The 12,698-nt window shown below is 67.6% G+C and carries 13 protein-coding genes and 1 pseudogene; 10 read left to right on the top strand and 4 right to left on the bottom strand.

What is annotated here, in order from left to right:
- Window positions 1-613: nucleotidyltransferase family protein (locus L995_RS30700; protein WP_047475239.1), on the bottom strand; the 613-nt coding region annotated here is incomplete at its 3' end.
- Between the two features lie 117 nt (window positions 614-730).
- Between L995_RS30700 and tkt the strand changes: the two genes are divergently transcribed.
- From tkt to L995_RS30680, 4 genes are all read left to right on the top strand, one after another.
- Complete coding sequence (gene tkt / locus L995_RS30695; protein WP_047475237.1) at window positions 731-2,776, top strand: transketolase; 2,046 nt, start codon at window positions 731-733, stop codon at window positions 2,774-2,776.
- 109 nt (window positions 2,777-2,885) lie between these two features.
- Window positions 2,886-3,887 (top strand): type I glyceraldehyde-3-phosphate dehydrogenase, encoded by a 1,002-nt coding sequence (gene gap, locus L995_RS30690; RefSeq protein ID WP_012202871.1) that lies wholly within the window; start codon window positions 2,886-2,888, stop codon window positions 3,885-3,887.
- Window positions 3,888-4,014: 127 nt separating this feature from the next.
- Window positions 4,015-4,248: a hypothetical protein gene (locus L995_RS30685; RefSeq protein WP_047475235.1), complete on the top strand. Its 234-nt coding sequence runs from the start codon at window positions 4,015-4,017 to the stop codon at window positions 4,246-4,248.
- 70 nt (window positions 4,249-4,318) lie between these two features.
- Window positions 4,319-4,678, top strand: coding sequence for a tRNA-binding protein (locus L995_RS30680; RefSeq protein ID WP_026062619.1), 360 nt, complete (start codon window positions 4,319-4,321; stop codon window positions 4,676-4,678).
- A 101-nt stretch (window positions 4,679-4,779) separates the two neighbouring features.
- Here the strand turns inward: L995_RS30680 and L995_RS30675 are convergent, their stop codons facing one another.
- Window positions 4,780-5,673: a LysR family transcriptional regulator gene (locus tag L995_RS30675; RefSeq protein WP_017406318.1), complete on the bottom strand. Its 894-nt coding sequence runs from the start codon at window positions 5,671-5,673 to the stop codon at window positions 4,780-4,782.
- Window positions 5,670-5,816: a hypothetical protein gene (locus L995_RS33610; protein ID WP_156136162.1), complete on the bottom strand. Its 147-nt coding sequence runs from the start codon at window positions 5,814-5,816 to the stop codon at window positions 5,670-5,672. The genes L995_RS30675 and L995_RS33610 overlap by 4 nt, the downstream gene beginning before the upstream one ends.
- On the opposite strand from L995_RS33610, the gene dkgB reads away from it, so the two are divergent.
- Window positions 5,815-6,636, top strand: a complete 822-nt coding sequence (gene dkgB, locus L995_RS30670; protein ID WP_047475233.1) for a 2,5-didehydrogluconate reductase DkgB — start codon at window positions 5,815-5,817, stop codon at window positions 6,634-6,636. The two genes, L995_RS33610 and dkgB, sit on opposite strands and share 2 nt — an antisense overlap.
- Window positions 6,637-6,794: 158 nt before the next feature.
- Window positions 6,795-8,474 carry a long-chain-fatty-acid--CoA ligase gene (locus L995_RS30665; RefSeq protein ID WP_016449826.1) on the top strand — a complete coding sequence of 560 codons (1,680 nt, stop codon included), beginning with the start codon at window positions 6,795-6,797 and terminating at the stop codon, window positions 8,472-8,474.
- Window positions 8,475-8,542: 68 nt separating this feature from the next.
- Here the strand turns inward: L995_RS30665 and L995_RS30660 are convergent, their stop codons facing one another.
- A complete protein-coding gene (locus L995_RS30660; protein WP_047475232.1) occupies window positions 8,543-9,997 on the bottom strand; it encodes an L-lactate permease in 1,455 nt (484 codons plus the stop codon).
- Window positions 9,998-10,140: 143 nt separating this feature from the next.
- On the opposite strand from L995_RS30660, the gene L995_RS30655 reads away from it, so the two are divergent.
- From L995_RS30655 to L995_RS30640, 4 genes and pseudogenes are all read left to right on the top strand, one after another.
- Entirely contained in the window at window positions 10,141-10,632 is a 492-nt protein-coding gene (locus tag L995_RS30655; RefSeq protein WP_016449824.1) for an Lrp/AsnC family transcriptional regulator, read from the top strand.
- 81 nt (window positions 10,633-10,713) lie between these two features.
- Entirely contained in the window at window positions 10,714-11,304 is a 591-nt protein-coding gene (locus tag L995_RS30650; protein WP_013804518.1) for a TetR/AcrR family transcriptional regulator, read from the top strand.
- A 137-nt stretch (window positions 11,305-11,441) separates the two neighbouring features.
- Window positions 11,442-12,326 carry an NAD(P)-dependent oxidoreductase gene (locus tag L995_RS30645; protein ID WP_047475230.1) on the top strand — a complete coding sequence of 295 codons (885 nt, stop codon included), beginning with the start codon at window positions 11,442-11,444 and terminating at the stop codon, window positions 12,324-12,326.
- Window positions 12,327-12,348: 22 nt separating this feature from the next.
- Window positions 12,349-12,698 (top strand): annotated as a pseudogene (locus L995_RS30640) (MFS transporter); the annotation flags it as partial.

The raw sequence follows: 12,698 nt of genomic DNA, 5'->3' as shown, positions 1-12,698 counted from the left end.
CAAACAGCTCGGCGCGCAGCAGCGCAATGGTGCCGTAGGTCTGGCGCGGGCGGGCATCGCCCTCGGGCCAGTCGCAGGCCAGGCCCAGTTCGTCCACGCCGAAGTCGCCACGCCGATGGTGCTCGGGGTTGGGCACCAGCCACAGATGGGCCAGCCGTCCGCTGGCGGCAAATTCGCGGGCCGCCTCGAACGGGAAATCAAAGTCGGGCGCGTAGACATCGCCGGCCGCCAGCCAGAACACCGTGTCCAGAAGCGGCAGCGCGCGCGCAATGCCTCCTGCGGTCTCCAGCGCCTGCTCGGGCTCGGGGGAATAGGCCAGATGCAGCGGCTCGCCACCTGTGTCGGGCGCGAAGCGCTCCCCGAAGCGCGCGGGAATCTGCTCGCCCAGCCAGCCCGTGTTGACCACGGCGCGGCGCACGCCGGCCTGCGCAAGGGCCTGCAGGTGGTGCTGCAGCAGCGGCCGGCCCTGCACCTGCAGCAGCGGCTTGGGGCAGGTGTCGGTCAGCGGCCGCATGCGCTCGCCACGGCCTGCGGCCAGCAGCATGGCTGGTGGCTGCTCGGTGAGGAAAAGCGCCTTGGCGGCGGGGAACGGCTGGATGGGCGAGGCGGTCATGGAGCGCAACTGTAGACCATTGCCAGCGGCCATTGCCCCGCGCGCGGGAGCCAAAAACCCGCGTCCTTTAAAATAGCCGGCTTACTCTGATTACCCCCTCCTTCACGGAGCGCCCTGATGGCCAACACTCAACAAATGGCGAATGCGATCCGCGCACTCGCAATGGATGCCGTTCAACAAGCCAACTCCGGCCACCCCGGCGCCCCCATGGGCATGGCCGACATGGCCGTGGCACTGTGGAGCCGTCACCTCAAGCACAACCCCGTCAACCCGCAATGGGCTGACCGTGACCGCTTCATCCTGTCCAATGGCCACGGCTCCATGCTGATCTACGCGCTGCTGCACCTCACGGGCTACGCGCTGCCGATCGACGAGCTCAAGAACTTCCGCCAGCTGCACAGCAAGACGGCCGGCCACCCCGAAGTGGGCATCACCCCCGGCGTGGAAACCACCACCGGCCCGCTGGGCCAGGGCATCACCAATGCCGTGGGCTTCGCGCTGGCAGAAAAGCTGCTGGCTGCCGAATTCAACCGTCCCGGCCACGCCATCGTCGACCACCACACCTACGTGTTCCTGGGTGACGGCTGCCTGATGGAAGGCATCAGCCACGAGGCCGCGGCCCTGGCCGGCGCCTGGAAGCTGGGCAAGCTGGTGGCGCTGTACGACGACAACGGCATCTCCATCGACGGCAAGGTCGCCCCCTGGTTCATCGACAACACGCCCGCCCGCTTCGAAGCCTATGGCTGGAACGTGGTGCGCGACGTGGACGGCCACAACGTGCAGGCCATCGATGCCGCCATCGCCGCCGCCAAGAAGAGCAGCGACAAGCCCACGCTGATCTGCTGCAAGACCAGCATCGGCAAGGGCTCGCCCAACCGCCAGGACACGGCCAAGGCCCACGGCGAGCCCCTGGGCGCCGAGGAAATCGCACTGACCCGCGCAGCCCTGGGCTGGGAGCACGGCCCCTTCGACATCCCCGCCAGCGTCTACGGCGACTGGGATGCCAAGGCCGCCGGCGCCAAGGCCGAAGCGGCCTGGAACAAGAAGTTCGCCGCCTACGCCAAGGCCTTCCCCGAACTGGCTGCCGAATTCAAGCGCCGCATGGCCGGTGACCTGCCCGCCAACTTCGGCGAGATCGCCGCGCAGATCGCCTCCGACGCGCACGACGCAGGCGCCACCGTGGCCAGCCGCAAGGCCAGCCAGCTGGCCCTGGAGGGCCTGACCGCAGCCCTGCCCGAACTGCTGGGCGGCTCTGCCGACCTGACCGGCTCCAACCTGACCAACACCAAGAGCACGCCTTCGCTGCGCGTGGACGACAAGGGTGCCGTGGTCCTGACCGAAGACGGCAAGATCGGCCGCCACATCAACTACGGTGTGCGCGAGTTCGGCATGGCCGCCATCATGAACGGCATCGCCCTGCATGGCGGCTACATCCCCTACGCAGGCACCTTCCTGACCTTCAGCGACTACAGCCGCAACGCCATCCGCATGGCCGCGCTGATGAAGCAGCGCGTGGTCCACGTCTTCACGCACGACTCCATCGGCCTGGGCGAAGACGGCCCGACCCACCAGTCCATCGAGCACGCCGCCTCGCTGCGCCTGATCCCGGGCCTGGATGTCTGGCGCCCTGCCGACACCACGGAAACCGCCGTCGCCTGGACCGTGGCCCTGAGCCAGAAGAACAAGCCCACGGCCCTGCTGCTGTCGCGCCAGAACCTGGCCTACGCAGCCAAGACCGAAGACGCGCTGGACGACATCGCCTGCGGCGCCTACGTGCTGTCCGAGCCCAAGGCCGTCGGCCTGAACAAGAAGGCACAGGCCGTCATCATCGCCACCGGCTCCGAAGTGCAGCTGGCCCTGGCCGCCCAGAAGCTGCTGGCCGAGCGCAAGGTCGCCGTGCGCGTGGTCTCCATGCCCAGCACCACCACCTTCGACAAGCAGGACGCCAAGTACAAGAGCCAGGTGCTGCCGGCCAACCTGCCGCGCATCGCCGTGGAAATGGGCGTGACCGACTTCTGGTGGAAGTACGGCTGCGCCGCTGTCGTCGGCATCGACACCTACGGCGAATCGGCCCCCGCGCCCGTGCTGTTCAAGCACTTCGGCTTCACGGCCGAGAACGTGGCCGACACCGTGCAGGCTGCGCTGCAGCGCGCCGGCAAGTAAAGCTGCGAGAAGGGGCCTGTGGCCCCTTTTTGCCGCCCGCCAGGCCCGGCCTGGCCCTCACCGTTTCAGTTTTTCCGTTTTTCGCAATCCGTCAATCCAAGAGGCAAATATGACGATCAAGATCGGTATCAACGGCTTCGGCCGCATCGGCCGCATGGTGTTCCGCGCTGCCGTGCAGAACTTCAGCGACATCGAAGTCGTGGGCATCAACGACCTGCTCGAGCCCGACTACCTGGCCTACATGCTCAAGTACGACAGCGTGCACGGCCGCTTCAAGGGTGAGGTCTCGGTGGAGGGCTCCAACCTGATCGTCAACGGCAAGACCATCCGCCTGACGCAGGAGCGCGACCCCGCCAACCTGAAGTGGAACGAAGTCGGCGCCGACATCGTGATCGAGGCCACCGGCCTGTTCCTGACCGACGAGACCGCACGCAAGCACCTGGCTGCCGGCGCCAAGAAGGTCATCATGTCCGCGCCTTCCAAGGACAGCACCCCGATGTTCGTCTTCGGCGTGAACTGCAAGACCTACGCTGGCCAGGACGTCATCTCCAACGCCTCCTGCACCACCAACTGCCTGGCTCCCGTGGCCAAGGTGCTCAACGACAAGTGGGGCATCAAGCGCGGCCTGATGACCACCGTGCACGCTGCCACCGCCACGCAAAAGACCGTGGACGGCCCCAGCAACAAGGACTGGCGCGGCGGCCGCGGCATCCTGGAAAACATCATTCCCTCCAGCACGGGCGCAGCCAAGGCCGTGGGCGTGGTGATTCCCGAGCTCAACAAGAAGCTGACCGGCATGTCCTTCCGCGTGCCCACCTCCGACGTGTCGGTGGTGGACCTGACGGTGGAGCTGAACAGCGAAGCCAGCTACGAAGAGATCTGCGCCGAAATGAAGGCCCAGTCGCAAGGCGCGCTCAAGGGCGTGCTGGGCTACACCGAAGACAAGGTCGTGGCCACGGACTTCCGCGGCGAGTCCTGCACCTCGGTGTTCGATGCCGAAGCCGGCATCGCCCTGGACAAGACCTTCGTGAAGGTCGTGTCCTGGTACGACAACGAGTGGGGCTACTCCAACAAGTGCCTGGAAATGGTGCGCGTGGTCGCCGCCAAGTAATCCTGGCGCGAACCCCTGCGGGGCCTGTCGAAGGGCCTCGCACCAGGCCGGCATCGGACGCGATGCCGGCCTTTTTCATGGAGGCTGCGAAACTGGCGGCCTGTTCATCTCCTGTGATTCGACCGCCATGCAACCCGCCCTTTGCAGCGTCTGCAACAAGGACCCGACGCAGGAACCCGGCCCGCTGCACGGAGCCTGGCTGTGCTTTGCCGACCATTGCGCCGAGCAGGCCGACATGCTGTCCCATCCGCAGGGACTGGCCTATTTCTGCTCTGTGCATCTGCCGGCGGCGAAGGCCCTCACGCATTTGCCGCAGCAGGAAGCGATGGCACGGCTTGCGCATGCCTGCGCGCGTTCGTGAGCCCGCCACTGTCCCGCACTGCAAGCGTTGCTCGACAAAGCCGGCACCGGCGGCGCGGCATCATGGCCGCATGACTACTTCATCCGCATTGCACGAGACCATTGGCTTTGACGACTTCCTCAAGGTGGAGCTGCGCGTGGGCCGCATCGTGGACGCCCAGGTGTTCAAGGAGGCGCGCCGCCCCGCCTATGTGCTGCAGGTCGATTTCGGCCCCGAACTGGGCCTGCGCAAGTCCAGCGCCCAGATCACGGCGCTGTACCGGCCCGAGGAACTGATAGGCCGCCAGGTGGTGGCCGTGCTGAACTTTCCCAGCAAGCAGATCGGTCCCATGCGCTCGGAATGCCTGGTCACGGGATTCCACAACGAGAACGGCGAGGTCGCGCTGTGCGTGCCCGACCGCGAGGTGCCGCTGGGCACCAAGCTGCTGTGACGGCCTTGCGGACTATTCGATGCGCGCGCCGGCCGCCTTGACGATGCGGCCGGCTGCCTCCCAGTCGTTCCCGGGGCGGCGCCGGAATGCGACGCCACCTCTCAACCTGCCGCCATGCGCTGCGCGAGAAAGTCCAGGAAGGCCGTGATGCGCGCGGCCAGCGCCGTGTTGCGGTAGTAGACGGCGTGGATGGGCTGGCGCTGCTGCACGGTCTCGCGCGCCAGCACCTGCACCAGCTCGCCCTGGGCGCGGTCTCGCACGGTCATGAAGTCGGCCAGGCAGACCACGCCCTGGCCGGCCAGGGCCAGCTGGCGCATGGTCTCGCCGCTGGAGGCCGTGAGCTGGGGCGCGGCATCCCAGCGGTCGCCGCCCTCGGGCGTGCGCAGCGGCCAGTGGTTCAGGCCCGGCACCTGGCTGTTGCCGATGCGCTGGTGGCGCGCCAGCGCGGCCACGCTCGCCACGGGCCCATGGGCCTGCAGGTAGGCGGGGCTGGCCAGCACGCGCAGCAGGCTGTGGCACAGCAGCCGCGCATGCAGCGTGGAGTCGCGCAGCTCGCCGATGCGGATGGCGATGTCGGTGCGCTGGGCCAGCAGGTCGATGTGCAGGTCATCGGTGTTCAGCTCCAGCGTGATCAGCGGATAGAGCGCGCGGAACTCACCCACCAGCGGCACGATGGCATGCAGCATGAAGGGCGAGGCCGCGTTGACGCGCAGCAGCCCGGCCGGCGCCTCACGGCGCGCGGCCAGTTCCTCCTCGGCCGCGTCCAGGGCCTGCAGCACCTCGCGCGTGCGGGCCAGGAAGCGCGCGCCTTCCTCGGTCAGCTCCAGGCTGCGCGTGGTGCGCCGCACCAAGGTGGTGGCCAGCTTTTTCTCCAGGCGCGACAGGCTGCGGCTGATGCCTGAGGTGGTCTGTCCCAACTGCTCGGCCGCCGCCGTGATGCTGCCGCAGTCGATCACGGCGCGAAAGGCCTGCAGTTCGTCCAGCGTGGTTTTCATGGGATGCCAGCTTGGCGCAATTGTTGCTGCAGCGTCAAATATTTTCTGCCGATACCAGGCTTTATCTGCAAGCGTGAACGCGCCAGACTGCAGTCTTCGAGGCGTTGTTCCGCGCCTTTTTTGCCTTTTTGAAAGACCTGCATGACATCGACTGCCTCTCTCGCTTCCGTGGTGCCCGCCTTCGGCCTGGGCACCTTCCGCCTCAAGGATGAGGTGGTGCGCCACTCCGTGGGCCAGGCCCTGGAAGTGGGCTACCGCGCCATCGACACCGCCCAGATCTACGGCAACGAGGCCGATGTGGGGGCCGCCATCGCCGCCAGCGCCGTGCCGCGCGATCAGCTGTTCCTCACCACCAAGATCTGGACCGAGAACCTGTCCGCCGACGCGCTGATCCCCAGCCTGGAGCGCAGCCTTGAAGCCCTGCGCACCGACCATGTGGAGCTGACGCTGATCCACTGGCCTTCGCGCAGCGTGCCGCTGGAGGACAGCCTGGGCGCCCTCATGCGCGCCAGGGAGCAGGGGCTGACGCGCCACATCGGCGTGTCCAACTTCAACATCGCGCTGCTGCAGCAATCCATCGTCGCCGTGGGCGCCGCGAACATCGCCACCAACCAGATCGAGCTCAGCCCCTATCTGCAAAACCGCGCCGTCACCGACTTCGCACGCCAGCAGGGTATCCACACCACCTCGTACATGACGCTGGGCTACGGCAAGCTGCTGGCCGATCCCGTGCTGGCCGACGTCGCCGCCGCCCGCGGCGCCACGCCCGCCCAGGTGGCTCTGGCCTGGGCCATGGCCATGGGCTATGCCGTCATCCCCTCGTCCACCCGGCGCGCCCACCTGCAGGCCAACCTGGACAGCTGCCAGCTGGTGCTGGGCGCCGAAGACATGCAGCGCATCGCCGCGCTGGAGCGCGGCGACCGCCAGGTCAGCCCAGACGGGCTGGCTCCGGCCTGGGATTGAACCGCGGTCGTGACGGAGGGCCTGGGCGGCCCGGCGAGCTTTGACCTGGAGCAACGCAATGCGGACCCTAGGGGTAGTACTAGGGTTATCACAGTATCGAACGACCGTGCTTTTTATGAGAATGCACGATTAGTCGAGACAACCAGGAGACAAGCAGCATGAGTGACCGCCCATGGCTGGGTGCCTATCCGGCAGGTGTGCCCGCCGACATCGATCCCTCCCAATACCCTTCGCTGGTGGCCCTGATGGAGGAGGCCTTCAGCCGCTACGCGGACCGTGTGGCCTATTCCTTCATGGGCAAGGAGCTGACCTACTCCCAGGTCGATGCGCAAAGCCGCGCCTTCGCTGCCTATCTGCAGAGCCTGGGCCTGGCCCGCGGCGACCGCGTGGCGCTGATGATGCCCAACGTGCCCCAGTACCCCGTGGCCGTGGCCGCCGTGCTGCGCGCCGGTTTCGTGGTGGTCAACGTCAACCCGCTGTACACGGCGCGCGAGCTGGAGCACCAGCTCAAGGACTCGGGCGCCAAGGCCATCGTCATCATCGAGAACTTCGCCCACACGCTGCAGGCCTGCAAGGCCGCCACGCCCGTGCAGCACATGGTGCTGTGCACCATGGGCGACCAGCTGGGCATGCTCAAGGGCGCCATCGTCAATTACGTGGTGCGCAAGGTCAAGAAGCTGGTGCCGCCGTTCTCGCTGCCGGGGGCCGTGCGCTTCAACGACGCGCTGGCCAAGGGCATGCGCTCGCCCTTCCAGGCGCCGCAGCTGCAGGCCTCCGACATGGCCCTGCTGCAGTACACGGGCGGCACCACGGGCGTGAGCAAGGGCGCGGTGCTGCTGCACAGCAACATCATCGCCAACGTGCTGCAGTCCGAGGCCTGGAACCAGCCCGCCATGGGCAAGGTGCCGGCCGGCGAGCAGCCCACCAGCATCTGCGCGCTGCCGCTGTACCACATCTTCGCCTTCACGGTGAACATGATGCTGTCCATGCGCACGGGCGGCAAAACCATCCTGATTCCCAATCCGCGCGACCTCAAGGCCACGCTCAAGGAACTGTCCACGCAGCGCTTTCACAGCTTCCCGGCCGTGAGCACGCTGTTCAACGGCCTGGCCAACCACCCGGACTTCAACACCGTGGACTGGTCGCACCTGAAGGTCTCGGTCGGCGGCGGCATGGCGGTGCAAAGCGCCGTGGCCCAGCTGTGGCTGCAAAAGACCGGCTGCCCCATCTGCGAGGGCTACGGCCTGTCGGAGACCAGTCCCTCGGTCAGCTGCAACCCCGTCACCTCCACCGAGTTCTCGGGCACCATCGGCGTGCCCCTGCCCAGCACCTGGATGAAGCTCGTCGATGACGAAGGAAACGACGTGACCACCATCGGCGAGCGCGGCGAGGTCGCCATCAAGGGCCCGCAGGTCATGGCCGCCTACTGGCAGCGCCCCGACGAAACCGCCAAGGTCTTCACCGCCGACGGCTACTTTCGCACCGGCGACATCGGCACCATGGACGAGCGCGGCTACTTCAAGATCGTGGACCGCAAGAAGGACATGGTCCTGGTCAGCGGCTTCAACGTCTATCCCAATGAAGTGGAAGACGTGGTCTCCAACTGCCCCGGCGTGCTCGAATGCGCCGTGGTCGGCGTGCCCGACGAGAAGACCGGCGAGGCCGTCAAGCTGGTCATCGTGCGCAAGGACGACAGCCTCACCGAACAGGCCGTGCGCGACTTCTGCCACGACAACCTCACGGGCTACAAGCGGCCCCGCGTGATCGAGTTCCGCACCGAACTGCCCAAGACCCCGGTCGGCAAGATCCTGCGCCGGGAGCTGCGCGACAGCAAGTAACGCGGGCGGCTTGCCGTGTTTGCAAAGAGGCGCTGCGGCGCCTCTTTTCATTGGGAGGGAACACGTCTTCAGAACACGCCCAGACCCGCCATGACCAACGCCGCCAGCGCCGCCAGCGCCACGGCCGCCGCATTGAGGCAGGCCAGCGCAAAGCCGAAGCGCACGAGTTCTCCCTCTTCCTGGGCATTGGTCCGTGCCAGGCCCAGCACCAGCATGACGATGGACAGCGAGCCCAGGGCCGCATGACCGGCGGCGCTGTTGTGCACGGCGGCCAGCAGCAGGCGCGAGGACTCGGGCAGCAGGGCGATGGCGGGCATGAAGATCGCGTTGCCGCCCACGTTGGAGCCCGTCATGTAGCCGGCCAGCGCGCCGAAGGCCGCCACGATGGGCGCCAGGGCAGCGGGCGCCAGTTCGGCCAGCAGCTGCACCAGGCCGGACAGGAAACCGGCCTTGACCATCATCTGGGACATGGCCAGAAAGAAGAAGATGGTCAGCAGCGGGCGCTTGGCGCGGGCGGCCAGAGCACCAGCCAGGGCAACGCCACGGCCGGCCCCGCGCGCCAGCAGCAGTGCCAGCACCAGGGTCAGCGCCACGCCCGGGGAGGCCAGCGGCTTCCAGGCCACCTGAGCGCCCTGCACGATCCAGCGCTGGTCCCACTGCGTGGCCAGGGCCAGCAGCTTGAGCAGCACGATGGCAAGGGCGAGCGCCAGATACGGCCAGGCCTGTCGCGGCCAGCCGAGTGCCGCCTGGGCCGTGCCGCGCAGCAGCAGTGCGCGTACCAGCATGCCCAGCGCCACCGCAAAGCCCGCGCCCACGCCCGCCACCTCGGGACCCAGCCAGCGGCTGATGCCATGCAGCACGCCCACGAACAGCAGGCCAAAGCCGCCCAGCAGCAGCCAGGCCCGCGCACCGCGCTCGCCGGCCAGGTGCAGGGACAGGGCGCCCAGCACCAGGAACACCGGCGCGCTGGTCAGCGAGGACACAGCGGCCAGCGCGGCCGCATCCACATGGGCCAGCGAGGCACCGATCACCGTGGCCAGGCCCAGCGTGCCCCAGGGCATGATGGCCATGCCCGCCAGCGCCATGCGCAGTGCGGCGCGCCGCTCGAACAGGCTCAGCAGCAGCGGCACGGTGGCGATCAGCGACACGCCAAAGCCCGTCATCGCCTCCAGCAGCGGCGCCAGGCCCAGCACGATGAACACCACCTGATCGGCCGGCCCCAGGCCCAGCGAGCGCACCCACTGGCTCAGCGCCTGGTTGACGCCCATGCGTTCGATGAGGATCACGAAACCCAGGCCCGGCACGATCACGAAGGCCGTGCTCAGGAACAGCACGCCCGTGTCGCGCGCTGCGGCCAGGGCGGCGCCGGAAGCGGCGGTGCCCGTCGCCATCCAGGCATCGACCAGCCACAGCAGGGCGACCAGCGCCGCCCCGGCCATGGCCGCCTGCACAGGCGGGCGGCGCAAGACCATGAGCATGGACATCACAAGAAACACGGGAGACAGGTGGAGCAGGGTGGCCATGGGATGGGCTTTCTCGGCAGGCAGGTCCGCATGCGTTGGATGCGGAAAACGACGAAATACTATTTCGCGGCACCTGTTTTTTGGTCTCTGAATTGAGGGTGTTTGCGAGAAAATTTCTCACCCTCCAAAAGTCCTCGCTTCCCATGACCAAGCACACCGCCCACCCTGCACACCTGGCCGATCTGGACGGCTTCGACCGCGCCATCCTGGCCATCGTCCAGCGCGACAGCACGGTGCCGCTGCGCCTGCTGGCCGAGCAGGTCAACCTGTCCACGGCCGCCGTGCAGCGCCGGCTCAAGCGCATGCAGGCCGAAGGCGTGATCACCGGCCAGGCCGCCACCGTGGACCCCACGCGCGTGGGCCGGCCCATCACCATCATCGTGGAGGTCATGACCGAGCGCACCAGCATCGATGCGCTCAACGCCATGAAATCGCACTTCGCCGTGCCAGAGGTCCAGCAGTGCTACTACGTCACGGGCGAGGTGGACTTCGTGCTCGTGCTCACCGTGGCCACCATGCAGGAGTACGAGGCCCTGGCGCGGCGCCTGTTTGCCGAGAACCCCAACGTCAAATGGTTCAAGACCATCGTGGCGCTGGACCGCGTGAAGGTCGGGCTGGAAATTCCCTGCGAGTGAAGGCCCTTTGGCGCAATCTTGACAGCCGCTAAACGGCCGCCTACATTGAATGGAATGATCGTTCCAATTCAGTGAGCCACCATGCGCACCAAGGACTTCGACCCCGATGACATTGCAGACGCCGCCATGCAGGTGTTCTGGCAGCGCGGCTACGCGGCCACCTCGGTGCAGGACCTGGTGGACGGCACGGGCCTGTCGCGCAGCAGCCTGTACGGCACCTTCGAGAACAAGCAGGGGCTGTTCCAGCATGCGCTGCGCCGCTATGAGGCCGTGACCACCTCCAACGTGGAACTGCTGTCCGGCCCGGGACGCGCCCGGGACCTGGTGCGGCAGCTGCTGCTGCGCATCGTGCAGGACGAATTGAGCGATGCCGGGCGTCGTGGCTGCCTGGTCGCCAATGCCGCGCTGGAGCTGGCCGGCCATGACGAGGCCGTCGCCGAGAGGGTGGCCGGCAACTTCCAGCGCCTGCAAAAGGCGCTGGAAAAGCTCATCCTGCGCGGCCAGCAGGAAGGCGACATCACCGACAGCAAAAAGCCGCGCGCCCTGGCGCGCTTCGTCCTGAACACCGTGCAGGGCCTGCGCGTGCTGGGCAAGGGCAGCAGCGCGCCGCAGCGCCGCCAGTGCCTGATGGATGTGGTCGACGTGGTCGACATGGCGCTGCAGGCGCAATAGCCGGCCACCCGCCACCCGCCGCGCGCATGTCGTGCCGTTGCGGGTTTTTATTTTCCTTGAATTGGAATGATCGTTCCAGTAATGCGGATCTCAGTTTTCCGCGTCTGTTTCACTCTCTCATCACCCCAGGAGCTCCCATGCATACAAACCTTCAAACCACCATTGCCGTGCTCGGCACGGGCCTGATCGGTGCGCCCGTCGCGCGCAACCTGCAACGCAAGGGCTTCACCGTCCGCGCCTGGAACCGGACGGCCGCCAAGGCCCAGGCCCTTGCGGCGGACGGCGTTCAGGCCTGTGGCGATGCGGCCGACGCCGTGCGTGGCGCCCGCATCGTCGTCACTGTGCTCAAGGACGGGCCGGCCGTGCTGCAGGCCATGCAGGCTGCAGCGCCCGCATTGCAGCCGGGCACACTGTGGCTGCAACTGAGCACGGTGGGTGTGGATGCCATCGCGCCGCTGGCGCAGTTCGCCGATCGGCATGGCCTGGTGTTCTACGACTGCCCCGTGCAGGGCACGCGCCAGCCGGCCGAGCAGGGCCAGCTGGTCATCCTGGCCGCAGGCCCGCTGGCGCAGCGCGGCCAGGCGCAGCCGGTGTTCGATGCCATCGGCAAACGCAGCCTGTGGATTGCGCAGCAGGCAGGCGCCGCCAGCCGGCTCAAGCTGGCGCTCAACCACTGGGCCTTCGCACTCACGCATGGCCTGGCCGAAAGCCTGGCGCTGGCCAAGGGGCTGGACATAGAGCCGGCCCTGGTGGTCGATGCCGTCACGGGCGGGCCCATGGACAGCGGCTTCTTCCAGGCCAAGGCCGCTGCCATGCTGTCAGGCCGCTACGACGCCAGCTTCACCGTGGCCAATGCCGTCAAGGACGCGCAACTGGTGGCCGATGCCGCCGCCGGCGCAGGCCTGCTGCTGGATGGCGCCCAGGCCGGGCTGCGCCGCTTCGAACGCGCGCTGGCCGCCGGGCATGGCGACAAGGACATGGCGGCATCCCACCTGGCATCCCATCCAGCCTCCCATGCCTGAGATGCGCAGCAAGGACAAGGCAATGAATTCGCCCATGGACACCTCCTTCGACACAGGCCTGCCACTGGGCAGGCTGCTGGCCCTGGCGATGGCAGGCTTTCTGGCCATCATGACCGAGGCCCTGCCGGCCGGCCTGCTGCCCCAGATCGGCACGGGACTGGCAGTGTCCGAAGCCATGGCCGGCCAGATGGTCACGCTGTACGCGCTGGGTTCGGTACTGGCCGCCATTCCCGTCGTGGCCGCCACGCGCGGCCTCAGGCGCCGGCCGCTGTTCATGGCGGCGGTGGGCGGGCTGCTGCTGTTCAACAGCCTCACCGCGCTGTCCGGCCACTACGGCCTGACCCTGGCCGCCCGCTTTGCCGCAGGACGCGG

The sequence above is a fragment of the Delftia sp. ZNC0008 genome, assembly GCF_000799035.1.
In the GTDB taxonomy this organism is placed as follows: Bacteria; Pseudomonadota; Gammaproteobacteria; order Burkholderiales; family Burkholderiaceae_C; genus Comamonas; species Comamonas tsuruhatensis.
The sequence above is the reverse complement of the archived record's forward strand: the minus strand, read 5'-3'. Positions and strand labels throughout refer to the sequence as shown.